The organism is Stenotrophomonas sp. STEN022 (assembly GCF_056760155.1).
Genome location: NZ_JBRREG010000082.1, coordinates 1 through 23,875 on the forward strand (window position 1 = coordinate 1; position 23,875 = coordinate 23,875).

The window sequence follows — 23,875 nt, forward strand, 5'->3', positions numbered from 1 at the left end:
GGGCCTGGGCCGCGGCACCCCCCCTCCCCGCCCTCGCGCCCCCCCGCGCGCCGGCCCCCCCCCCCCCCCCCCCCCCCCCACTACCGGAAGCAAAGCTTACCTCGCGTACAGCGTTCTGGATCAGGCGCCCAGCAGCTCGAAGCTCACTGCTTCACCGCTCACCGAAGAGGCACATACCCATACATCGAACAGCCCAGGCTCGGCGATGTACTCGCCATCCACGCCAGTGAACGCGAGTTGCTGTCGATCCAGGCGGAATTCCACCTCCACCGATGCGCCTGCTGCAATGGCCACCTTCTGGAAGGCCTTCAGCTCGCGCACCGGCCGTACCCGGCTGGCGACGCGATCATGCACGTACAGCTGCACCACTTCCTCACCCGCCACCGCACTGATGTTGCGCAGCGTGGTGCGAATCACCAGCTCACCGTCCCAAGCCAACTTCGGCGTGCTCAGGCGTGGCGTATCATATTCAAAGCGCGCATAGCCAATGCCATGGCCGAACGCGTACAAGGCTGTATTCGGAAACTCACGCCAGCGCGCCTTGAACTCCGACATCGTCGGCAGTTCCGGACGGCCGCTGCGCGGGTGATTGTAGAAGTACGGTTGCTGGCCGGAGGCATGCGGAAAGCTCACTGGCAAGCGCGCCGATGGGCTGTAGTCACCAAACAGGATGTCGGCCAAGGCATGGCCATTCTGCGTGCCCAGGTACCAGGTAACCGCAATGGCCTGCGCATCGCGCACCGCGCCTTGCAGTGCCAGCGCGCGGCCATTGCGCAGCAGCACCACCAGCGGCGTGCCGGTGGCAGCGACGGCTTCAGCCAGCGCCTGCTGTGCTGGTGGCAAGGTGATCTCCACCCGCGACTGCGCTTCACCGCTGTAACGCTGCGGCTCGCCAACTGCCAGCACCACCACGTCGGCACGCTGCGCGGCAGCGACCGCGGCTTCGATGCCGCCCTCCAGCGATTCTTCCAGCGCGCAGCCGGCCACGACTTCCAATGCCGCTGCGTCGCCAAGAGCAGCACGTACGCCGCCCTCCAGGGTGACGTAACGCGACTTGTCGCCGAACAAGGTCCAGCAACCTTCGATGTTGTCACGGTCCTGCACGAACGGACCGATCAATGCGATCTTCTGCCCCTGCTTCTTCAGTGGCAGCAACTCGGCTTCGTTCTTCAGCAACACCACCGAGCGGCGCGCGGTGTCGCGCGCGAGTGCGTCATGCTCGGCGATATGCGCCTGGTCGGCCTCACGCGCCGGGTCCAGCGAACGGTAGGGGTTTTCGAACAGACCGATCGCATCCTTCAAGCGCAGGATGCGCCGCACTGATTCGTCGAGCACCGCCATCGGCACATCACCGGCGTGCACCAGCCCAGCCAGATGCTGGTCGTAGAAACCGCTCTGCATGCTCAGGTCGAGCCCGGCGAGGAAGGCCTTGCGAGTCGCATCCACTTCATCGGCGGCATAACCGTGGGCGATCAGCTCCATGTCGGCGGTGTAGTCGGAAACCACCACGCCCTCGAATTTCCATTGCTTGCGCAGCAGATCGGTCAGCAGCGCGCGATTCGCGCTGGCCGGAACACCATTGATGTCGTTGAAGGCGCTCATCAGCGACAGGGCGCCTGCATCCAGCGCTGCCTTGAAGGGCGGCAGATGCACATCGCGTAATGTCTGCGGCGAGATATCCACCTGCGCGTATTCCATACCGGCGGCAACCGCACCGTATGCGGCGAAATGTTTGGGCGTGGCCAGCAACGAATCTTCGGCAGTCAGGTCATCGCCCTGGAAGCCACGCACGCGGGCGGCTGCGAATTCGCAGCCCAGCACCACGTCCTCGCCCGCCCCTTCCGCACCGCGGCCCCAGCGCTGGTCGCGGGCGATATCCACCGCCGGTGCATAGGTCCAGTGGATGCCGGCGGCAGTCGCTTCGATGGCGGTGGCGCGGGCGGTGCGACGGGCCAGATCCGGCTCGAAGCTGGCGGCCTCGCCCAGCGGAATCGGGAACACGGTGCGCATGCCGTGGATCACGTCGGAGGCGAGGATGACCGGAATCCCCAAGCGGCTTTCTTCCAGCGCCACCTGCTGGATGCGCCGCCCCAGCTCGGCACCGACCCCATTGAACAGCAAGCCGACCCGGCCAGCGCGCACCTGTTCCAGCACCTGCTCGGCATTGCGTACGTTGGCCTCCGGGTTCACGTCCGGTGCGAACGGCCGGACCATGTCGGCAAACACGCTGAGCTGGCCGACTTTCTCGTCGACGGTCATGCGGGAAATCAGGGATTCAATGCGGTCGGGGGCCACCGGCAGTCCTTCATGTAAACGCTTTCAAGCGGCTGATTCTAGCGCTACAAGCGTGAAGTGGCTGCCGGATGGCTGCACCTGTAATGCCTAGCCATGCTCGGCATTGCCGCTTTAGCCCCTCTCCTGCGCGCGGGAGAGGGGTTGGGGTGAGGGCAGCTTTTCGCTGGGAAAGCCCCCTGCCGAGCATGGCTCGGCACTACCGCTTCAGCCCCCTCCCTTTGGCGTAGCCAAGGGGAGGGTTGGGGAGGGGTGGCTCTTCGCAGGAAAGCCCCTTGCCGAGCATGGCTCGGCACTACAGCTTCAGCCCCCTCCCTTTCGCGTAGCGAAGGGGAGGGTTGGGGAGGGGTGGCTCTTCGCAGGGAAGGCCCCTTGCCGAGCATGGCTCGGCACTACAAGTGCATCAGTCGAGCTGCTCGCGGGCAGTCATCAGCATGGCGTCGCTGGATTCCTGGAATACGTGCAGGCCGAACTCCGGCAGGATCGCCAGCAGGTGGTCGAACATGTCCGACTGGATGGCCTCGTACCTAGCCCAGGCCGTCGAGGAGGTGAAGCAGTAGATCTCCAGCGGCAGGCCCTGCGGGGTCGGCGCCATCTGCCGTACCAGCAGGGTCATGTCCTGATGGATGCCGGGGTTGTTGCGCAGGTACAGCTCAACATAGGCACGGAAGGTGCCCAGGTTGGTAAGCCGACGCGCATTGACCGGTTCCGGATGCGCCTGCGCCACCTGCGCATTCCACTGCTGCAGCTCCTGCTGTTTGCCAGCCAGGTAATCATCCAGCAGCGCGATCTGGCCCAGCCGTTCCAATCCACCTGCATCGAGGAAACGCACGCTGTGCTGGTCCAGGTAGATCGAACGCTTGATCCGGCGACCACCGGATTCCTGCATGCCGCGCCAGTTCTTGAACGACTCGGTGACCAGCTTCTTGGTCGGAATGGTGGTGACGGTCTTGTCCCAGTTCTGCACGGTGACGGTGTGCAGCGCGATGTCGATCACGTCGCCATCGGCGTTCTGGCTGGGCATCTCGATCCAGTCGCCGATGCGCACGCGGCCATCGCCGCTGATCTGCACACTGGCCACCAGCGACAGGATGGTGTCCTGGAAGATCAGCATGAACACCGCCGTGGCCGCGCCCAGGCCGGTGACCAGATGCAGCAGCTCCACGCCGACCAGGATAGCCACGATCGACAGGCCGGCAAACACGAACACCACGATCTTGACGACCTGCAAATAGCCCTTGATCGGCTTGTTGCGGGCATCGGCGCGGCGCTCGTAGAAATCGTTGAAGGCATCAAGCGCATGCGACACCGCCATCGCGATGGTCAGCACCGTCCACGCATGACACAGCGCCTTCAAACCGTTCACCAGACCCGGCGGCAGCTCCGGCACGATGCTCAAGCCGGCGGCAAGCACCACCGACGGCACGATATTGGACAGCCGTGCGATCACCCGCAGCGGCTGCCTGGCGTTGTGATTGGGGCCGGAGAAACGTTCGATCATCGAACGCAGGCCACGCAACAGGATGCGTTTGGTGACGAAGTTGGCCAGCCATGCCACCAGCAGCAATCCCGCCAACACCACCGCAGGGTAGGCCATCGGGTACGGTGCCAGCAGGTTCTCCAGCTGATCCAACCAACGAATTCCCATTACCGCCATCGTGCACTTCTCCTTTTACTCGTACTGCAGAAACAAGCTGTCCAAGCGCATTGCTCGGTCGGACAGAGACAGCTTAGGCCGCGCGCCGCAGTGCGCGCGACCGGGTTACAACAGGCTCAGATCTCAGCGCGGCTACGCTCGATGATCACGCCAACCGCGCGTGCACCGCGCACCGCGCCGGGCTTGCTCAGCTTCAGCCGCAGCCATTGCACGTTGAATTCGTCCAGCACGATCTGCGCGCAGCGCTCGGCCAGCGTTTCCACCAGACCAAAATCGGAAGCACGCACGAATTCCATCAGGCGCTTGCTGACCGCCTTGTAGTTCAGAGTGTCGACGATGTCGTCGCTGGCGGCGGGCTTGCGGTTGTCGAAGCCCATTTCAAGATCGAACACCAGGGTCTGGCGGATGCGCCGCTCCCAGTCGTAGATGCCGATCAGGGCGTCGATTTCGAGCCCTTCGATGAATACCTTGTCCATTGCATCTGTCGTATTGGATGAATACGACATGGTAACGGCAGCAGACTGAGCCTGCCGTGGACGAGCACGGCAAGCCTGCTTTTCAGCCCTGCAGCGGCGGTAGCAAGGCCATATCCCAGCGCGGCGTCACCTTGATCTCGGCCGGGCCGTGCTGGCCGGCCTGCAGGCGCAGGGCGCCAGCGAAGGCGATCATCGCGCCGTTGTCGGTGCACAGTGCCGGGCGCGGGAAGCAGACCCTGCCGCCACGACGCTGGGCATCGTCCTGCAGCTTGGCGCGCAGGCGCTTGTTGGCGCCGACGCCGCCGGCCACCACCAAGACATCGCAACCGGCCGCATCCAGCGCGCGGCCGCACTTGATCACCAGCGTGTCGACCACCGCATCCTCGAAGCCGCGGGCGATGTCGGCGCGGGTCTGTTCGGTCTGATCGCTGTCGCGCCAGGCCATCAGCACCTGGGTCTTCAAGCCGGAGAAGCTGAAGTCCAGTCCTGGCCGGTCGGTCATCGGCCGGGTGAACTTGTAGCGCCCCGGGGTGCCAATCTCGGCCAGCTTGGCCAGCTGCGGGCCACCCGGATACGGCAGACCCATCATCTTGGCGGTCTTGTCGAAGGCCTCACCGGCGGCATCATCCAATGTCTCGCCGAGCAGACGGTATTTGCCGATGGCATCCACCGCGATCAGCTGGGTGTGACCACCGGAGACCAGCAAGGCCACGAACGGTGCTTCCGGCGGGTCGTCTTCCATCAGCGGGGCCAGCAGGTGCCCTTCCATATGGTGTACGCCGATGGCCGGCACATCCAGGCCCCAGGCCAGCGAGCGTGCCACGCCGGCACCGACCAGCAGCGCCCCGACCAGACCGGGGCCGGCGGTATAAGCCACGCCCTCGATCTCCGAGATGGCGATGCCCGCCTCGTCCAGGGTCTGCCGGATCAGCGGCAGGGTCTTGCGCACGTGGTCGCGGCTGGCCAGCTCCGGCACCACGCCGCCGTATTCGGCGTGCAGCGCGATCTGGCTGTAGACGGCGTGCGCACGCAGCGCGGCCGCCCCGGAGAGTGAGGTGTCGTAGACGGCTACGCCCGTCTCATCGCAGGATGATTCAATGCCAAGGACTTTCATAAGGCGTATTGTGGACCTCTCTGGCGCCCCCGCCAAATCGCGGGGGTTGCACGTCTGCGCAAAGGGACTATAATGCGCGGCTCACCGGGTGTGTCCCGGTTTTTCTACAGAGTCCCCGGAGATTCCATGCCCAGCGTTAAAGTCCGCGAGAACGAGCCCTTTGAGTTTGCTCTTCGCCGCTTCAAGCGCACTTGCGAAAAGGCCGGCGTGCTGGCCGAAACCCGCAAGCGCGAGTTTTACGAAAAGCCGACCCAGGAACGCAAGCGCAAGGCTGCTGCAGCCGTGAAGCGCCAGCTGCGTCGTTCCTCGCGCGACGTCACCAAGCGTCAGCGCCTGTACTGATCGTACGCAACTCCTGAACGGGGGCTCCGGCCTTCCGTACTGGGGTGAAAGCCGGCACGCGCAAGCGTAGCCGGCTTTTTGCGTTCCAGACGCCAGCAATGCTGACGTCTCTTCCCCATATTCCCGACCCAAAGAGGTGCTCCATGAGCCTGAAGCAACAGCTGACCGAAGACATGAAGGCCGCCATGAAGAGCGGCGACAAGCACTCGCTGGGCGTGATCCGCCTGATCAACGCCGCCATCAAGCAGCGCGAAGTGGACGAGCGCATCGAGCTGACCGACACCGACGTGATTGCCGTGCTGGACAAAATGGTCAAGCAGCGCAAGGACTCGGTCACCCAGTACGAAGCCGCCAACCGTGAAGACCTGGCATCGGTCGAGCGCGACGAGATCGTGGTCATCGAGCGTTACGTGCCGGCCAAGATGGGCGAAGCCGAGATCCAGGCCGCCATCGCCGCCGCCAAGGCCGAAACCGGCGCCAGCAGCGCTGCCGACATCGGCAAGCTGATGGGCGTACTCAAGCCAAAGCTGGCTGGCCAGGCCGACATGGGCCTGGTGTCCAAGCTGGTCAAGCAGGCCCTGGCCGGCTGATCCTGGCTGCCAAGGTTGTGCGACAAGGCCCGCCAAGTGCGGGCTTTGTTGTTTCTGCCGCACGCTTTTTTGTGGGAGCGGCATAAGCCGCGAAGCCCGGTGCAATGAAATCACCTACTGGCCGGCAATCTGACGGATCGGTGGCTTCGCGGCTTACGCCGCTCCCACATCTGTTGTGCATTTTCGGGAAAGCCCCTGCCGAGCATGGCTCGGCACTACAGGTGTGGGCCGATTTGGCCGCCGAGGACCGCCCCATTCACCCGCCGCGAAGCCCGGCTTTGCTAGAACAGAACCCTGACTTCACGCTAACTACCTGATGCCTGCAACCCGCCCCACCCTGCATACCTTCAAATCCCGGCTGGAACTGCTCCAGCAAAGCTTGCCCGCTGCCCTGGCCCGCCGCTTCGTCGAAGCCGACGTGATGACCCAGGCAGCCTCGCTGGCCTTCTACACCTTGCTGTCGCTGGCGCCGCTGCTGGTCCTGCTGCTGTGGCTGACTGCCTCACTGTACCCGCCTGCACAACAGACACTCATCGAGCAGATTGGCTCATTGGCCGGTCCCAGCGTGGCCGAGGTGGCGCGTACAGTGATCACCAATGCCAGCGCGCAACCCGACTTGGGCTCGCTCGCCGGCATCTGGAGCCTGATCCTGCTGTTCATCGGTGCCACGGTGGTGTTCGCCCAGCTGCAGGCTGCCTTGAACCTGATCTTCCGTACCGACTCCAAGCGCTTCGAAGGCATCTTTGGCTGGCTGAAGAAGCGGGTGTTCTCGGCCGGCGTGGTGCTGGCGCTGGGCTTCCTGCTGATCGTATCGATGGTCGCCACCACCGCCCTGCAGGTGATCTTCTCGCACCTGCCCTCGGCGCTGCCGGCGGTGGGCTACACGACCACGCTGGCACTGTATGCACTGGGCTTCGCCTTCCTCTACCACTACCTGCCCGACCGGCCGGTGGCCTGGCGCCAGGCCTTCCTCGGCGGCGCCATCACCGCCGCGCTGTTCACCCTCGGCCGCTATGCGATCGGGCTATACATCGCCAACGCGGCGCCGGGCAGCGCCTACGGCTCGATGGGCACGCTGGTGATCATGCTGGTGTGGATCTACTACGCCAGCGTGGTGTTCTTTGCTGGCGCACTGATCACCGCGGTGATCGATGAGCGGGCGTATGCGCGGCGCAAGGTGGCGGCTGCGGAAGTTGATGCTGGGGCCTTGGACTGACGGCAAGAGTAGGAGCAGAAGCTGCCCCTCCCCAACCCTCCCCTTCGCTACGCGAAAGGGAGGGGGCGAGCTCTGCCTCCTCCCTTTCGCGCAGCGAAGGGGAGGGTTGGGGAGGGGTAGCTTTTGGGCCTCTGACTGAAAACCATCAAGCCCAACAGCCAGCCAGCGCTGGCCCAGCCTAGTACACTCCCCTTCCCCCCCTTTCATCGCGCCCCGCCAACCGGCGGCGCTGTTCATTTGCCGCATGGCCCGACTTCCCGACGCGTTCATTGACGACCTGCTGGCCCGCACCGACATCGTCGAAGTGGTGGGCTCACGTGTGCCGCTCAAGCGCCAGGGCAAGGAATACGCCTCGCGCTGCCCGTTCCATGACGAGCGCTCGGCCTCGTTCACGGTCTCGCCGACCAAGCAGTTCTATCACTGCTTCGGCTGTGGCGCGCACGGCACAGCGATCAGCTTCCTGATGAATTACGACCGCCTCGAGTTCCTCGATGCGGTGGATGAACTGGCCAAGCGCGTGGGCATGGAAATCCCACGCGAGACCAACGCACGCACGCCGCAGCAGCAGGACGACAGCCGCGACCAGTACTCCGCGCTGGATGCCGCCACCCGTTTCTTCCAGAAGCAGTTGGAAGGCAACGACAAGGCCCGCGCCTACCTCGATGGCCGTGGCGTGGATGCCGACACCCGCGCGCGCTTCTCCATCGGCTATGCGCCGGATGGCTATAGCGCGCTGAAGGACGCGCTGGGCAAGGACGAGCGGCGCATGAAGCTGCTCGAGCGCGTCGGCCTGTTCTCCAAGAACGACCGCGGCCACGTCTACGACAAGTTCCGCGACCGGGTGATGTTCCCGATCTTCGACCGCCGTGGCCGCGTCATCGCCTTCGGCGGCCGCGTCATGGAAAAGGACGACGGCCCCAAGTACCTCAACTCGCCGGAAACCGCGCTGTTCCACAAGGGCCGCGAACTGTACGGCCTGTGGCAGGTGCGCCAGGCCAACCAGAAGATCGAACGCCTGATCGTGGTTGAAGGCTATATGGACGTAGTCAGCCTGTTCCAGTTCGGCGTCACCCAGGCGGTGGCGACGCTGGGCACGGCGACCACGCCCGACCATGCCGAGCTGCTGTTCCGTAATGCGCCGGATGTGTACTTCTGCTTCGACGGTGATGCAGCTGGTCGCCGTGCCGGCTGGCGCGCACTGGAGTCGGTGCTGCCACGCATGAAGGACGGCCGCCAGGCCTTCTTCCTGTTCCTGCCCGATGGCGAGGACCCGGACACCATCGTGCGCAAGGAAGGTGCCGACGCCTTCGATGCACGGCTCAAGCAGGGCACGCCGCTGTCGCAGTTCTTCTTCGACGAGCTGAGCCGCGAGATCAACCTCGGCACACTGGACGGCAAGGCACGCCTGGCCGAACGAGCGAAGCCGATGCTGGCGCAGATTCCCGATGGTGCCTTCGGCGATCTGATGAAGCAGGAGCTGGCGCGCCTGACCGGCATCGGCAGCACTGCAACAGCCGTCGCACCTGCAGCGCGGCCACCGATGCGCAACAACGCGGTCCCAGCGCAGAAGCGCAGCCTGGTCCGCGCCGCCATTGCCATCCTGTTGCAGCAGCCTTCGCTGGCGATGAGCCTGGAAGGCCACCACGCCATCGGCGGCCTGCGCCTGCCCGGCATCGAGCTGCTGGTCGAGTTGTTGAATCTGGTGCAGCAGCGCCCGGACATCAGTACTGGCGCCCTGCTCGAACACTTCAACGAGCGCGAAGAACAGGCCGCATTGCACAAACTGGCCGCGCAGGCACTGCCCGGCGATGAAGCGATGTGGGCGCAGGAACTGCAGGACGCCGTACTGCAGCTGGAGAAGCAACTGCTGACCCAGCGCCTGGACGAACTGCAGGCCAAGCAGCGCCAGCAAGGCTTGGACGACACCGACAAATACGAACTGCGCGAGCTGCTCAAGGCCCGCGCCAACCTGCGCCTCTGACACCTGCAAGGGAGCACTACATGTACACCTACCGCCTGTCTCTGCTCCTTTCACTGCTGCTCGCCGCCAACGCCTTCGCTGGCGATGCGACGTTGCGCCAGCCGCGCCCTGACCTGATCACCGCTGGCCAGCCGAGCGAACAACAGCTGCGCGATGCCGCCGCCAATGGCGTCACCACCGTCATCGATCTGCGCAAGCCAGACGAAGACCGCGGCTATGACGAGGCAGCCCTGTCCGAACAACTCGGCCTGCGCTACGTGCGCCTGCCCATTGCCGGTGCCGGCGACATCACCGTAGCCAACGCGCGCACGCTGGACCGCCTGCTCAAGCAGGACAATGGCAAGACCCTGCTGCATTGCGCCTCCTCCAACCGCGCTGGTGCATTGCTGTCGTTGATCGAGGCACACATCAATGGCGCTTCAGTGGACGATGCCCTCAAGTTCGGCCGTGACGCTGGCATGACTTCACTCGAGCCCGCTGCACGCGCTGCGCTGGACACACCCACACCCTGATCAGGAGGCATTGCCGACATGACCCGCTGGTGGTCGCGACTGCGACCGGACAACTTCACCCTCGCCCTGCTCGCCACCGTTGCCCTGGCCAGCGTGCTGCCGCTCACTGGCGCCGCCGCCAAGGGCTTCGACCACTTCACCGATGTCGCCATCGCCGCGCTGTTCTTCCTGCATGGCGCGCGCCTGCCACGCGAATCCATCGTCGCCGGCCTGCTGCACTGGCGCCTGCATATCACCATCCTGGCCTGCACCTTCGTGCTGTTTCCGCTATTGGGATTGGCGATGAAACCACTGGCCGGCTGGGCGCTGACACCGGAGCTCTACATCGGCGTGCTGTTCCTGTGCGCCCTGCCCTCGACCGTGCAGTCCTCGATTGCCTTCACCTCGATTGCCGGCGGCAACGTGCCGGCAGCGGTGTGCGCGGCTTCGCTGTCCAGCATCCTCGGCGTGTTCCTGACCCCGCTGCTGATGACCGTGTTGGCAGGCTCGCAGGGCGGCATGGCCAATCCACTGCATGCGGTCGGCGCGATCATGCTGCAGCTGCTGGTGCCGTTCGTGCTCGGCCATCTGTTGCGGCCATGGATAGGCCGCTGGATCGAGCGGAAGCGCCCGCTGCTGCGCTACACCGACCAGGGCACGGTGTTGCTGGTGGTCTACGCCGCCTTCGGCGAATCGGTCAGCGAAGGCCTGTGGAGCAAGACCCCGCCGCTGTCCTTGTTGGCTGCTGCCTTGGTTGCGGTGGTGTTGCTGGCGATCGCCATGCCCGGCATCACCTGGCTGGCACGGCGATTGGGCTTCAACCGCGCCGACCAGATCACCATCATGTTCTGCGGCTCGAAGAAAAGCCTGGCCACCGGCGTACCGATCGCCAAGGTGTTGTTTGCCGGCGGCAGCCTCGGCGCGATCGTGCTGCCGATCATGATCTACCACCAGATCCAGCTGATTGTGTGTTCGGTGGTGGCGCAGCGGTATGCAAAGCAGAACGCCAGCACTGCAGGCTCTTGATTGTTGTGGGAGCGGTGTAAACCGCGAAGCTGATGGTACTTCCGGTTGCGGCAGGATCTGCAACCACAGAATGTTTGATTGCGGAATTCGTGGGTGTCGGGCGCATTCTCAGCTTCGCGGCTTACGCCGCTCCCACAATCGCAGTTACTGCTGTTGTTTGAATGAAAAGGCCGGCATTCGCCGGCCTTTTCATTGCTCGATCACAACCAGGGCAGCATCCAATGGTCGACCAGCAGGAAGGCGAACAACGCCATCAGATACACGATGGAATAGCCGAACATCTTCATGTTGAACATCTCGTCCGGCGGGTTCTGCATCTTCCATGCGTACCAGAGGAACACGATGTTCAACACCGTTGCCCCGCCCAGGTAGAACATGCCGCTCATGTCGATCGCCACCGGCAGCAGCGTTACCACCGCCAGCACCACCGAATACGCCAGGATCTGCTTGCGGGTATGCGGCACGCCGTGGGTCACCGGCAGCATCGGGATCTCGGCCTTGGCGTAATCGACGCGGCGGAAGATTGCCAGCGCCCAGAAGTGCGGCGGGGTCCAGATGAAGATGATCAGCACCAGCAAGGAGGCGTAGGCCCAGTCCGAGCTGCCCTGCATGCCGGTGATCGCCGCCCAGCCCAGCAGCGGTGGCGTCGCGCCAGCCAGGCCACCGATGACGATGTTCTGCGAGGTCGCACGCTTCAGGTAGACGGTATAGATCACCGCATAGCCGATCAGCGACGCAAACGTCAGCACTGCGGTGATCACGTTCACCCACAGCACCAGGATGGTCATCGACAGCGCGGTCAGCGCGCCTGCAAACACCAGCACCTGTCGCGGCGAGACCTTGCCGACCACCAGGGGCCGCCACGAGGTACGCGCCATCTGCGCATCGATGCGCGCATCCAGCAGCTGGTTGATCGCCGCTGCGGCCGAGGCCGACAGCCAGATGCCAAGGAAGCCGAGCAGGCCGGTCACCACCTGCGCGGTGGTGGGCAGGCCCGGAATGGCCAGGCACATGCCGACCAGGGCGGTGAACACAATCAGTGCCACCACCTTCGGCTTGGTCAGGTCCCAATAATCACGCCATGTTGTACGCATCATTCACTCCGGGGCGCGCAGCCGCGCCAGCAGCGTGACCAATACAAACAACAAGGCAACCGCACCGCCGCTGTGCATCACCGCCACGGCCAGCGGCAATGCCAGCTTGACGTTGAGCACGCCCAGCGTGACCTGCAACAACACCAACGCGATCAGCGTACTTGCCCAACCACGCATGCCCGGCAGGCGGAACATGCGCACCGACAGCACCAGCAGGTACAGCGCCACCAGTACCGCGAACATCCGGTGCGCCATCTGGATGGCAATACGCGAGGCGCCATCCAGCACGCCACCTTCGTAATCCACGCCGATGCCGCGCCACAGGGTGAAGCCTTCCGTGTAGTTCTGCTGCGGCCACCACTGGCTGACACAGCGCGGGAAGTTGTCCAGCGACACGCTGCCGCCCCCGCAGGCCAGCGCCGCGTAGTTGGCACTGACCCAGCCGCCAAGCGCGATCTGCAGCACCACCAGTGTCACCGCACCACGCAGCCACCAGCGCAGGCGCGGCTCTTCGGCCAGGGTGATAGGCAGATTGGTAGCCTTCCACGCCATCCACGCCAGCATGCTGAACATCAACATGCCGCCAAGCAGATGGCCCATCACCACGATGGGCTTGAGCAGCCAGGTCACCGTCCACATGCCGAGCAGGGCCTGGAACACGACAACCGCCAAGGTGAGCACGGCAGCGCGCGCCAGATCGATGTTGGACCAGCGCAGCGCCGCCAACAGCAGGATCGCTTCACCGCCAATGGCGAGCACGCTGGAGGCCACGTGTTCGCCGCGCATATATAAAGGTATCGCCAGCGCTACCAGCGCCGAGGCGGTGACGATCTGGGCGATGCCGCGCTTGCGTCGGCGTGCCGCCAGCAACGCCAGGGTCAGCACTTCAACGCCGAGCAGGCCGGCCAGGAAACGGTGGACCTGCTCGCGCCAGGCCTTATGGGTTTCCAGCGGACGGATCTCGCTGGCCACGTGCTGGGCCGCTTCCATCTGCGTCTGCGGCCAGGTGGCGCGGCCATAGCAGGTAGGCCAATCCGGGCAGCTCAGGCCGGCATCGGACAGGCGCACGAAGGAGCCAAACATGATCGTGCTCGCCGTCATGATCAGTGCGAACCACGCCAGTCGGTGGAAATTGCGGTACAGCGCCGGACGCGCGGAGGCATTCATCGAACGGAACTCACATCAGTTTCAACAGCTTGGATAGATCAGCCCGCAGTCCACCCGGTTCAAAACCCGGCGCATAGCGGAATACCACAAAGCCATTGGGATCAATCACATACACCGGGGTGCCGGCCGGGTCATCAACCCCCGGCAGCTTGCCCCGGAACGCAGGCTGGGGCTGCAGCACCTTCAGTGCCGGCGTCGCAGCCACCTGCGCAGGCGGCGTACCCAGCCACAATATCTCGACATTATCCGCGTTATGCCCGAACAACTGCCACACCTTGTCCAATTGCTGCGACAAAGTGACGCAGGCCGGTGCACAGTCAGCCGGCGGTGCCAGCAGGATGCGCCAGTGGCGCTCGCCGGGGTTCCAGTCATAGGCCTGGCCGTTGGCCAGGTGCAACTGCTCGCTGCGCAGGTCCAGCGCCGGTTGCAGCAGTTCGCCGTGATGGCGGTTGATCTGAGGCGTCCAACCGGAGAAACGCAGGATGCCAGCCAGCGCCATCGAACCGAAGAACATGGCGAAGATCAGCAGCAATACCCGGCGGCCGCGATTGCGGGTGGCGAGCTGGTCGGGGGTGAGTGCGTTCATGGTCAAGGCCGGGAATGGAGAGTCGGGATTCGGGATTCACAGAAACAGAGGCAGGGGCAAGAACAAAGGCTTGAAGCCCCCCTCCCCGGCCCTCCCCTTCACCTTCGGTGAAAGGGAGGGGGAAATTCAATGGCGAAGGCAGGAGCAAGGATCAAAGCGACGGCGCAGCGCTCTGCCCCCTCCCTTTGGCGCAGCCAAGGGGAGGGTTGGAGAGGGGTGCTTTGGCTTTGGCTTCCAACCAGCTCCAACCTAACCCGCATTCCCAACTCCCAACTTCCTTCGCTTTTTGAACTGCAACACCAGCGCAATCAACAACACCGCCAAAGCCATCGCGAACCATTGCACCGCATAACCAAGGTGCCGCGAAGGCGGCAAGGTATTGGGCAGCAGGTCCAGGTCACGCACATAGCCCAGCGGCAACGCCGGATCCAATCGCAGCACCTTCGGTGCCAGCACCGCGCCGCCCAGCCCGAGCTGCGCGGCAATGGCGGGCAGATCGATCCGCGTCGCCAGCCAGGTCTGCGGCTGCGTGGCTGCCGTCATTGCCGGGCCCAAGGCGATACCGGTGGCAGGCGCAGGCGCCCACAACCCCTGCAGCGCCTGGGTGCCCTGCTCTGCGCGGATCGTCGGCATGCTGCGGTCAGCAGGCAGCGGCAGCCAGCCCAGATCGACCAGCACGACGGTTCCTTCAGCAGCACGCGCAGCCTGGTAGACCTTGATGCCAGCGCGACCTTCCCGCAGCTGGTTGTCCAGCAACACGCTGCCGGGCAGGAACTGCAGCTGGTCGCGCACCCAATGCAGGGAGTCCGGCGCGGCTGCAGCCTGGGCAAGGCTGAGCGCGGCGTCGCGGCTGGGCGGCAATTGCGCAAGCAGGGCTTCTTTCTCATGCTTTCGCTGCAGCTGCCAGCCGCCCAAGGCGCAGAACACGACCGCTACCAGCACGGCCACCAGCCAACCCAGAATCACCGTGTGCTGTCGCGTCATGACAAGCTGCCGCCAAGCAGGTGATATAGCACTGCCTTCCCACCGAACGAGCCACGCATGAATGATTCGTTGAAGACCCTGTTGGTGATCGCGTTCTTGATCGTCATCGTCTGGAATCTTGGAGCCGGCCTCTATTACCTGATGATCGATCGCGGCCAGACCAAACGGACGGTCAATGCGTTGACGCGGCGTATCGCGCTGTCAGTGGTGCTGATTCTTCTGGTTGCCTTGGGCATTTATACGGGTTGGATCAAGCCGCATGGTGTTGGCGGTTGATGGAGCCGGGATTGGGGATCACGGGTTTCGGGATTCGCGAGGCAGCGCCGCGCGATCTTCCAGATCGCTGCGACCTGCCAATCCCCAATCCCGAATCACCAATCCCCGCCTTCAAAGCACATACACGAACAGGAACAGCATCAGCCACACCACGTCGACGAAGTGCCAGTACCACGCAGCTGCTTCGAATCCGAAGTGGTTGTCACGGGTGAAGTGCCCCTTGGCGGCGCGGAACCACATCACCGTCAACATGATCGTGCCCAGCAGCACGTGCGCGCCGTGGAAGCCGGTCAGCATGAAGAAGGTGGAACCGTAGATGCCCGAGCCCAGGGTCAGGTTCAATTCCTTGTAGGCGTGGATGTATTCCTCGGCCTGGAAGAACAGGAACACGCAGCCCAGCAGCACTGTCGCCCCCAGCCAGATCAGCAGCTGCTTGCGGTTGCCCGCCTTCAGTGCGTGGTGGGCGATGGTCAGGGTCACGCCCGAGGTCAACAGGATCAGCGTATTGAGCAGCGGCAGGCCCCAGGCCGGAATGGTCTGGAAGGCGCCACCGATATCGGCCGGGCCGTTGGTCGGCCACGCAGCGGAATAGCCATCCCACAGGTATTCGTTGGTGAGCACGCCATGGCCTTCACCACCGAGCCACGGCAGACCCATGTTGCGGGTGTAGAACAGCGCGCCGAAGAAAGCGGCGAAGAACATCACCTCGGAGAAGATGAACCAGATCATCCCCATCCGGAACGAGCCGTCGACCTGGCGGTTGTAGTTGCCACCCACCGATTCGCGGATGACATCACCGAACCACAGGAACAGGGTGAACACCAGCATCGCCACGCCGGTGAAGAAGGTCCAGCGGCCCCAGCTGGCGTCGTTGAGCCAACTGGCTACCCCGACCATCATCACCAGCATCGCGATCGATCCTACAAACGGCCATTTGCTGCTGCTTGGCACGAAGTAGACGTTGGGATCAGGCGTGTTATGGGCCATGGCGTTGCTTCCGGGTCCGTGATCAGGGAGCTGCGTGTGCGGCGGCCGCGGCGTTTGCCGGGGCCAGCCGTTCGGTCAGCGCATCATTCTTGTAGAAGGTGTAGGACAGGGTGATCGTGTTGACGTCGGCCGGCAGGTCCGGGTCGACGATGAAACGTACCGGCATGTCGCGCTTCTCACCGGCCTGCAGGGTCTGCGCGGTGAAGCAGAAGCATTCGGTCTTGTTGAAGTAGCCCGAGGCACGCGCCGGTGCCACCGACGGCACCGCACTGCCAACCAGCGCGCGGTCGCTGTCGTTGCGGGCGTAATACAGGGCTTCGTTCAACTCGCCCGGCACCACGTCCATCGTCAGTTTTTCCGGATGGAAGGCCCACGGCAGTTTGGAATTGACGCCGCCGTCGAACTCCACCCGCACGGTGCGCTTGCCATTGGCCGCATGCGCGTTGGTTTCGTGCGTGGTCGCGCCGCGCTCCAGGCGTACGCCGAACACTTTTTCGCAGGCGATGCGGTACAGCGGCACCAGCGAGAAGGTCAGCACGAATACCGCGAACGCCACGCCGATCAGCCGGCCAAGGCCGGCGTTCGGCTTGGGTGCGGGCGCCGGCGTGGTCAACTCGCCAACACCCCGGACAAGATGAAGCCGACATAGACCGCTACCGCGATCAGGCCAACGATCAACGCGGTGCGCCGCGAACGGCGCCTGCGCAGGGCCAACTCTTCAGCCTGGAAATGTTCGTTGCTGCTCATTGCCAGCCTCTTCAGTGCGTCACATCGTCATGCGCCAGATCGCCCGGCTTGATCACTGGCGGCACGGTGAAGGTATGTGCGGGCGCCGGTGACGGAATGGTCCACTCCAGTCCACGAGCACTTTCCCAGGCACGTGCTTCGGCGCGCTTGCCGTTGCGTAGCGAGGCCAGCAGGATCGCCGCCATCATGAACGGCGTGGCGAACATGCCGAACGCGCCGATCGAGCTGATCAGGTTCCAGTCGGCGAACACCGGGTTGTAGTCTGGAATACGCCGCGGCATGCCGGCCAGGCCGAGGAAGTGCTGCGGGAAGAACAGCAGGTTGACGAACACCATCGTCCACCAGAAATGGAACTTGCCCCAGAACTCGTTGTACATGCGGCCGGTCCACTTCGGCCACCAGTAATACACCGCGGCGATCAGCGCCAATACCGCGCCGGTCACCAGCACGTAGTGGAAGTGCGCCACCACGAAGTAGGTGTCGTGGTACTGGTAGTCGGCCGGCACGATCGCCAGCATCAGGCCGGAGAAGCCACCGATGGTGAACAGGATCACGAACGAGATGGAGAACAGCATCGGCGTTTCAAACGTCAGCGAGCCCTCCCACATCGTGCTGACCCAGTTGAACACCTTCACCCCGGTCGGGATGGAGATCAGCATCGTGGCGAACATGAAGTAGATCTCGCCACCCAGCGGCATGCCCACCGTGAACATGTGGTGTGCCCACACGATGAACGACAGGAAGGCGATGGCGGCGGTGGCGTAGACCATTGCCTGGTAGCCGAACAGCGGCTTGCGGCTGAAGGTCGGCAGGATCTCGCTGACCACGCCGAACGCCGGCAGGATCATGATGTAGACCTCGGGGTGACCGAAGAACCAGAAGATGTGCTGGTACATCACCGGATCACCGCCACCGGCGGCATTGAAGAAGCTGGTGCCGAAGAACTTGTCGGTCAGCAGCATGGTCACCGCACCAGCCAGCACCGGCATCACCGCGATCAGCAGGAAGGCGGTGATCAGCCAGGTCCAGCAGAAGATCGGCATTTTCAACAGGTCGATACCCGGTGCGCGCATGTTGAGCACGGTGGCGATGATGTTGATCGCGCCCATGATCGAGCTGACACCGGCCACGTGGATGGCGAACACACTGAAGGCGACGTTGTAGCCACCCTGCAGCGACAGCGGCGGATACAGCGTCCAACCACCGGCCGGTGCACCACCGGGCAGGAAGAAGGTCACCAGCAGCATGCCGAAGGCCACCGGCAGCAGCCAGAACGACCAGTTGTTCATGCGCGGCAACGCCATGTCCGGCGCGCCGATCTGCAGTGGGATCATCCAGTTGGCGAGGCCGACGAAGGCTGGCATCACCCCACCGAAGATCATCACCAGTGCATGCACGGTGGTCATCTGGTTGAAGGACTCGGGCTTGATGAACTGCAGGCCGGGTTGCGCCAGCTCCAGTCGGATCATCACACTCATCGCCGCACCGACGATGAACATGGTGAAGCTGAAAAGCAGGTAGAGCGTGCCGATGTCTTTGTGATTGGTGGAGAAGAGCCAGCGCTCGAAGAAGCCCTGTTGGTGCCCGTGGTGATCGGAGTGGTCCACTGCGGTATTCGCCATTGCAACTACACCTCGTTATGCGTTTTCAGGCATCGCGCCGGCAGCACCGGCACGCAGTGGTATCAGGCACCGGCCGCCGCAGGCGCGGCGGGTGTAGCGACAGCCGGGCTTGCTTCGGGAGCCGCTGCAGGTGCCGGTTCGGCAGCAGGTGCAGGCGCCGCTTCAACAGGTGCAGCCGGTGCCGGCTTGCGTGAGGCCAGCCAGGACTTGAACTCGTCCTTGGACACGGCCTTGACCACGATCGGCATGAAGCCATGGTCCTTGCCGCACAGCTCCGCGCATTGCCCGCGGTACACGCCCTCGGTTTCGATGTTGGTCCAGCGCTCGTTGATGAAGCCCGGCACGGCGTCCTGCTTCCAACCCAGCGCCGGCACCCACCACGCATGGATCACGTCGTCGGAGGTGATGACGAAACGGACCTTGGTGCCCACCGGCAGTACCAGCGGGTTGTCCACGTCGAGCAGGTAATGCGGGTCGCTGGCCATGGTCGGCACGCTGCCACTCTGCCGCACTTCGTCGGACTTGCGGTCCAGGCGGCTGGTGAAGGCCACGTTTTCACCCAGGTATTCGTACTTCCACATCCACTGATAGCCGGTGATCTTCACCGTCATCTCGGAATCGCGGGTGTCGTACATGGCGATCAGCTTGGCCGTCGCCGGCCAGGCCATCACCACCAGGATGATGATGGGGATGACGGTCCAGATGATTTCCGCCTTGGTGTTGTGGCTGAACTGCTTGGCCACCGCTCCCTTGGACCTGCGGAACTTGAACATCGCGTAGGCCATGGCGCCGAACACCAGCACGCCGATGACGGTACACACCCACAACGCCACCATGTGCGCGTCCCACGCCATACGCGAGGTATGGGTGACGCCCTTGCCCATATTGAGCTGCCATTCCTTGGGATCGGCGGTCTGCGCCCATGCTGCCTGCGCCGACAGCATCATCGCTGCCGCTGCCAAACCGTGTTTCAACTTCGCGCCCCACACGCTGCTTTGCTTCATTGCCTAGACCCTTGACGTCATCGGTTGCTGCCGTTGCTGGCTGCGAGCAAGCCTTCAAGTGTCACCGCAAGTTCCCGACGTTCCACGGGCGCGAGGAAACTCCCCACTTCCACCCACTTGCCGCTGGAAACCAGCAGGACCCGTTCCTTCCCGGTCACCACCCGCACCCAATACGGGTGCGCGCGGAATACCGGCGAAACTCCGGCCGCGGGAATCACTTCCACGCAGTCCGGTCCTACCCGGATCTCTTCCCTTCGGTTGCTGCTGCGCCAACACGCGCGCAGGGCAGCGGCCACCAGGAAGCCATGCAACAACGCGAAGACAGGGGCCAGGCGGTTGCCGGACAGCCAAGCCAGGCCGGCCGCGAACACCATCAATCCTGCCAACGCCGCAAACAACTGGACGAACTGCCGAGCACTGAGTGCCCGTGGGGGGTGCAGTAACAACTGCGTCCCTGAGCCATCGGAATCTTGCCGAAGCACCTGGATCATCGCAGCCGCGTCCATACCGCGGAAATCGAGTTCGATGGTAGCCCTGCCCGCACACGCCCGGCAAGCTTCCATTCATCATCGTCATCAATGCTGCAGTGCACATCAAAACTGTGCCCATATCGTCCAAGGACGTCGATTTAGATGCCGGAATCAGCACAATTTAATTTGACTCGTTAAGTATTGCGAAAGCGCCCACACGCCAGTGCTTTCCGGCCGCAAACAGACGCCCGCAGGGGACTAGGAAATCCGCCACCGAAGATTAAAATGGCCGAATCCAACTGTGGCCGAGCGCATGAACGCAACACCTTCTCCTGATGTCGCCTCCCCTACGTCAGCGGCCCCGCCGCTGCTGACGCCCGAGCTGCCGCCGGCGCCATCCGCGCTGCGCCAGGCCATCACCGATGCATGGCTCAAGGACGAAGCCAGCCACGTGCGCGAACTGCTGGAACAGGCGCGCCTGCCGGCCGCCGAACAGGCACAGGTACAGGCCACCGCCGCCGACCTGGTACGCCGCGTGCGCGCCCGCTCCAAGAACCAGGGCGCAATCGAAGCCTTCATGCGCCAGTACGACCTCGGCAGCGAAGAAGGCGTGCTGCTGATGTGCGTGGCCGAAGCCCTGCTGCGCATTCCGGACCAGGAAACCGCCGACAAGCTGATCCGCGACAAGCTGGGCGAAGCCGACTGGAAGCGCCACATGGGGCAGTCCGACTCGGTGCTGGTCAATGCCTCCACCTGGGGCCTGATGCTGACCGGTCATCTGGTTGATCTGGCCGATGCCACCAAACGCGACGTGCATGGCGCCTTCAAGCGTCTGATCGGCCGCGTTGGCGAGCCGGTGATCCGTCTGGCGGTGCGTCAGGCAATGAAGATCATGGGCCACCAGTTCGTCATGGGCCGCACCATCGACGAAGCGCTGTCGCGTTCGCACAAGGGCGACAACAGCAACTACCGCTACTCCTTCGACATGCTCGGCGAAGGCGCGCTGACCATGAAGGACGCGCTGCGCTACCTGGAAGACTATCGCCGCGCCATCCATGCGATCGGCGGCGACAACATCGCCCGTGGCGGCAAGGCCGATGGCGACGTGACCAAGTCGCACGGCATCTCGATCAAGCTGTCGGCGCTGTACCCGCGCTACGAACACGCCAAACGCGAGCGCGTATTGAAGGATCTGGTGCCGGGCGTGCTGGAACTGGCGCAGCTGGCCAAGTCCTATGGCATCGGCTGCACCGTCGACGCCGAGGAAAGCGACCGCCTGGAACTGTCGCTGGACATCATCGAGCGCGTGGTCAGCGATCCGTCGCTGAAGGGCTGGGCGGGCTTCGGCATCGTCGTGCAGTCCTACCAGAAGCGCACGCCGTACACGATCGATTACCTCGCCGACCTGGCCCGCCGCATCGGCCACAAGCTGCAGGTGCGTCTGGTCAAGGGCGCGTACTGGGACGCGGAAATCAAGCGTGCGCAGATCGAAGGCCTGCCCGGCTACCCGGTGTTCACCCGCAAGCAGAACACCGATGTGTCCTATATCGCCTGCGCCAAGCGTCTGTTCGGCCATGCCGATGCGATCTACCCGATGTTCGCCACCCACAACGCGGCCACCATCGCAACGATCAAGCAGATCGCCAAGGGCGGCGTGTACGAGCACCAGAAGCTGCACGGCATGGGCGATGACCTGTATGCCGAGGTGATTCCGGCTGACCGTTTGAACGTGCCCTGCCGCGTGTACGCGCCGGTCGGCTCGCACGAAGACCTGCTGCCCTACCTGGTGCGTCGCCTGCTGGAAAACGGCGCCAATTCCAGCTTCGTCAACCGCATCACCGATGAAGACGTGTCCATCGACGACCTGATCCGCGATCCGGTCGAAGCCGTGTCTTCGTTCGCCTCCATTCCGCACCCCAAGATCCCGCTGCCGGTTGATTTGCTGCGCAGCCAGAACCACGACAGGACCAACTCCATGGGCATCAACCTCGCCAACGACAACGAACTGCGCGCCCTGGCCGAGCAGCTCAACGCCGCCATCAAGCCTTGGCAGGCGACCCCGCTGGTGCAGGGCGTGGCCCCGGGCACGCCGTCGCAGCCGGTGGTCAACCCGGCCGACAATCGCCAGATCGTCGGTCACTGGCAGGCTGCCGATGCCGCCACCGTGCAGAAGGCGCTGGCCAATGCCGTTGCCGCACAGCCGGCCTGGAACCGCGCCCCGGCCGCCAGCCGCGCCGCCATCCTCGAGCACGCCGCCGATCAACTTGAATTGCGCATCGCCGAGTTCATGGCGCTGTGCGTGAAGGAAGCCGGCAAGAGCCTGCCCGACGGCGTCGCCGAAGTGCGCGAAGCGGTGGACTTCCTGCGCTACTACGCCAAGCAGGCACGCGAGCAGTTCGGCACCGCCGAGAAACTGCCGAGCCCGACCGGCGAAAGCAACGAGCTGCAGCTGCACGGCCGTGGCGTCTTCGTCTGCATCAGCCCGTGGAACTTCCCGCTGGCGATCTTCCTCGGCCAGGTGGCCGCCGCCCTGGCCGCCGGCAACAGCGTCATCGCCAAACCGGCCGAGCAGACCAACCTGATCGGCTACTACGCCGTGAAGCTGCTGCTCGATGCAGGCGTGCCGGAAGGCGTGCTGCAGTTCCTGCCGGGCGACGGTGCCACCGTCGGCGCCGCGCTCACCGCCGACCCGCGCGTGGCCGGCGTGGCCTTCACCGGCTCCACCGAGACCGCCCGCGCCATCAACCGCGCGATGGCTGCACGCGATGCCGCCATCGGCGTGCTGATCGCCGAGACCGGTGGCCAGAACGCCTTCATCGCTGACTCCTCGGCGCTGCCGGAACAGCTGGTCAAGGACGCCATCGGTTCGGCCTTCACCTCCGCCGGCCAGCGTTGCTCGGCAGCGCGCGTGCTGTTCGTACAGGACGACATCGCCGACAAGGTGATGGGCATGCTGTCCGGCGCGATGGCCGAACTGAAGGTTGCCGACCCGGGTGAACTGTCCACCGACGTCGGCCCGGTCATCGATGCCGACGCCCTGCAGATCCTCAAGGACCACGCCGTGCGCATGGACGCCGAAGCACGCCTGATCGCCGCCGCACCGCTGTCCGAAGCCGCCGCACACGGCACCTTCTTCGCCCCGCGTGCGTATGAGCTGAAGGACCTGAACCAGCTGCACAAGGAAATCTTCGGGCCGGTGCTGCACGTGATCCGCTGGAAGGCCGATCAGCTGGATGCGGTGATCGACCAGATCAACGCCACCGGCTACGGCCTGACCCTGGGCGTGCATTCGCGCATCGACGAAACCGTTGATCGCATCGCTTCGCGCGTCAACGTCGGCAACGTCTACGTCAACCGCAACCAGATCGGCGCCGTGGTCGGCGTGCAGCCGTTCGGCGGCCAGGGCCTGTCCGGCACCGGCCCCAAGGCCGGCGGCCCGCACTACCTGCTGCGCTTCGCCACCGAGAAGACGGTGACGGTTAACACCACTGCTGCAGGCGGCAACGCCTCGCTGCTGACCTTGGGCGACTGATTCCAATCTTGTCGTGATAAAAAACCCCGCGCAAGCGGGGTTTTTCTTTGTCCTGCGAAAAGCCTACCCCTCCTCTTCGCTGCGCGAAAGGGAGGGAGCAGAGCGTAGTGCCGAGCCATGCTCGGCAGCAGCTTTCCCGGCAATGCACCCGCACCTCAGGAACAGTGGGGGCGGGGGGGGGGCCCGCCCCCGCCGCCCCGAAACCAACCCCCCGGAATGGG

22 protein-coding genes are annotated in these 23,875 nt (G+C 64.2%); 8 read left to right on the forward strand and 14 right to left on the reverse strand.

What is annotated here, in order from left to right; genetic code table 11:
- Positions 1-120 precede the first annotated feature (120 nt).
- From ACVOMF_RS15885 to tsaD, 4 genes are all read right to left on the reverse strand, one after another.
- Positions 121-2,295, reverse strand: coding sequence for a glycoside hydrolase family 3 N-terminal domain-containing protein (locus ACVOMF_RS15885; protein ID WP_481510129.1), 2,175 nt, complete (start codon positions 2,293-2,295; stop codon positions 121-123).
- A 400-nt stretch (positions 2,296-2,695) separates the two neighbouring features.
- Positions 2,696-3,949 (reverse strand): mechanosensitive ion channel family protein, encoded by a 1,254-nt coding sequence (locus ACVOMF_RS15890; protein WP_481510130.1) that lies wholly within the window; start codon positions 3,947-3,949, stop codon positions 2,696-2,698.
- 116 nt (positions 3,950-4,065) lie between these two features.
- Entirely contained in the window at positions 4,066-4,425 is a 360-nt protein-coding gene (folB, locus tag ACVOMF_RS15895) for a dihydroneopterin aldolase (RefSeq protein WP_481510145.1), read from the reverse strand.
- Positions 4,426-4,507: 82 nt separating this feature from the next.
- On the reverse strand, positions 4,508-5,539 hold the full coding sequence (gene tsaD / locus ACVOMF_RS15900) for a tRNA (adenosine(37)-N6)-threonylcarbamoyltransferase complex transferase subunit TsaD (RefSeq protein WP_296246838.1): 1,032 nt from the start codon (positions 5,537-5,539) through the stop codon (positions 4,508-4,510).
- Positions 5,540-5,665: 126 nt separating this feature from the next.
- Between tsaD and rpsU the strand changes: the two genes are divergently transcribed.
- The 6 genes from rpsU to ACVOMF_RS15930 all read left to right on the forward strand — a co-directional run bounded on the left by rpsU (position 5,666) and on the right by ACVOMF_RS15930 (position 11,185).
- Positions 5,666-5,881, forward strand: a complete 216-nt coding sequence (rpsU, locus tag ACVOMF_RS15905) for a 30S ribosomal protein S21 (RefSeq protein WP_002808376.1) — start codon at positions 5,666-5,668, stop codon at positions 5,879-5,881.
- A 143-nt stretch (positions 5,882-6,024) separates the two neighbouring features.
- Positions 6,025-6,471: a GatB/YqeY domain-containing protein gene (locus ACVOMF_RS15910; protein WP_282272614.1), complete on the forward strand. Its 447-nt coding sequence runs from the start codon at positions 6,025-6,027 to the stop codon at positions 6,469-6,471.
- Positions 6,472-6,787: 316 nt separating this feature from the next.
- The gene (locus ACVOMF_RS15915; protein ID WP_481510131.1) at positions 6,788-7,687 is read left to right on the forward strand and encodes a YihY/virulence factor BrkB family protein; all 900 of its coding nucleotides are present in this window, start codon (positions 6,788-6,790) and stop codon (positions 7,685-7,687) included.
- 244 nt (positions 7,688-7,931) lie between these two features.
- Positions 7,932-9,668, forward strand: a complete 1,737-nt coding sequence (gene dnaG, locus ACVOMF_RS15920; protein WP_481510132.1) for a DNA primase — start codon at positions 7,932-7,934, stop codon at positions 9,666-9,668.
- Between the two features lie 20 nt (positions 9,669-9,688).
- Positions 9,689-10,180 carry a protein tyrosine phosphatase family protein gene (locus tag ACVOMF_RS15925; protein ID WP_481510133.1) on the forward strand — a complete coding sequence of 164 codons (492 nt, stop codon included), beginning with the start codon at positions 9,689-9,691 and terminating at the stop codon, positions 10,178-10,180.
- An 18-nt stretch (positions 10,181-10,198) separates the two neighbouring features.
- Positions 10,199-11,185, forward strand: coding sequence for a bile acid:sodium symporter family protein (locus tag ACVOMF_RS15930; protein WP_481510134.1), 987 nt, complete (start codon positions 10,199-10,201; stop codon positions 11,183-11,185).
- Between the two features lie 200 nt (positions 11,186-11,385).
- Here ACVOMF_RS15930 and cyoE read toward each other — a convergent pair whose 3' ends face one another.
- From cyoE to ACVOMF_RS15950, 4 genes are all read right to left on the reverse strand, one after another.
- Positions 11,386-12,279 carry a heme o synthase gene (gene cyoE, locus ACVOMF_RS15935; protein ID WP_481510135.1) on the reverse strand — a complete coding sequence of 298 codons (894 nt, stop codon included), beginning with the start codon at positions 12,277-12,279 and terminating at the stop codon, positions 11,386-11,388.
- Between the two features lie 3 nt (positions 12,280-12,282).
- Positions 12,283-13,446, reverse strand: coding sequence for a COX15/CtaA family protein (locus ACVOMF_RS15940; protein WP_481510136.1), 1,164 nt, complete (start codon positions 13,444-13,446; stop codon positions 12,283-12,285).
- A gap of 10 nt (positions 13,447-13,456) precedes the next feature.
- Positions 13,457-14,032: a hypothetical protein gene (locus tag ACVOMF_RS15945; RefSeq protein ID WP_481510137.1), complete on the reverse strand. Its 576-nt coding sequence runs from the start codon at positions 14,030-14,032 to the stop codon at positions 13,457-13,459.
- A 249-nt stretch (positions 14,033-14,281) separates the two neighbouring features.
- On the reverse strand, positions 14,282-15,016 hold the full coding sequence (locus ACVOMF_RS15950) for an SURF1 family protein (protein ID WP_481510138.1): 735 nt from the start codon (positions 15,014-15,016) through the stop codon (positions 14,282-14,284).
- A gap of 57 nt (positions 15,017-15,073) precedes the next feature.
- On the opposite strand from ACVOMF_RS15950, the gene ACVOMF_RS15955 reads away from it, so the two are divergent.
- Positions 15,074-15,292 (forward strand): twin transmembrane helix small protein, encoded by a 219-nt coding sequence (locus ACVOMF_RS15955; RefSeq protein ID WP_312916472.1) that lies wholly within the window; start codon positions 15,074-15,076, stop codon positions 15,290-15,292.
- A 111-nt stretch (positions 15,293-15,403) separates the two neighbouring features.
- On the opposite strand, the gene ACVOMF_RS15960 is transcribed toward ACVOMF_RS15955, so the two are convergent.
- From ACVOMF_RS15960 to ACVOMF_RS15985, 6 genes are all read right to left on the reverse strand, one after another.
- The gene (locus ACVOMF_RS15960) at positions 15,404-16,279 is read right to left on the reverse strand and encodes a cytochrome c oxidase subunit 3 (protein ID WP_481510139.1); all 876 of its coding nucleotides are present in this window, start codon (positions 16,277-16,279) and stop codon (positions 15,404-15,406) included.
- A gap of 22 nt (positions 16,280-16,301) precedes the next feature.
- The gene (locus ACVOMF_RS15965) at positions 16,302-16,892 is read right to left on the reverse strand and encodes a cytochrome c oxidase assembly protein (protein ID WP_481510140.1); all 591 of its coding nucleotides are present in this window, start codon (positions 16,890-16,892) and stop codon (positions 16,302-16,304) included.
- Positions 16,889-17,026: a hypothetical protein gene (locus ACVOMF_RS15970; RefSeq protein ID WP_313171092.1), complete on the reverse strand. Its 138-nt coding sequence runs from the start codon at positions 17,024-17,026 to the stop codon at positions 16,889-16,891. The genes ACVOMF_RS15965 and ACVOMF_RS15970 overlap by 4 nt, the downstream gene beginning before the upstream one ends.
- Before the next feature lie 11 nt (positions 17,027-17,037).
- Positions 17,038-18,648, reverse strand: coding sequence for a cytochrome c oxidase subunit I (ctaD, locus tag ACVOMF_RS15975; protein WP_481510141.1), 1,611 nt, complete (start codon positions 18,646-18,648; stop codon positions 17,038-17,040).
- A 62-nt stretch (positions 18,649-18,710) separates the two neighbouring features.
- On the reverse strand, positions 18,711-19,652 hold the full coding sequence (gene coxB, locus ACVOMF_RS15980) for a cytochrome c oxidase subunit II (RefSeq protein ID WP_481510142.1): 942 nt from the start codon (positions 19,650-19,652) through the stop codon (positions 18,711-18,713).
- A 17-nt stretch (positions 19,653-19,669) separates the two neighbouring features.
- Entirely contained in the window at positions 19,670-20,143 is a 474-nt protein-coding gene (locus tag ACVOMF_RS15985; RefSeq protein WP_481510143.1) for a DUF2244 domain-containing protein, read from the reverse strand.
- A 292-nt stretch (positions 20,144-20,435) separates the two neighbouring features.
- Between ACVOMF_RS15985 and putA the strand changes: the two genes are divergently transcribed.
- Positions 20,436-23,654 (forward strand): bifunctional proline dehydrogenase/L-glutamate gamma-semialdehyde dehydrogenase PutA, encoded by a 3,219-nt coding sequence (putA, locus tag ACVOMF_RS15990; RefSeq protein WP_481510144.1) that lies wholly within the window; start codon positions 20,436-20,438, stop codon positions 23,652-23,654.
- Positions 23,655-23,875: the final 221 nt, after the last annotated feature.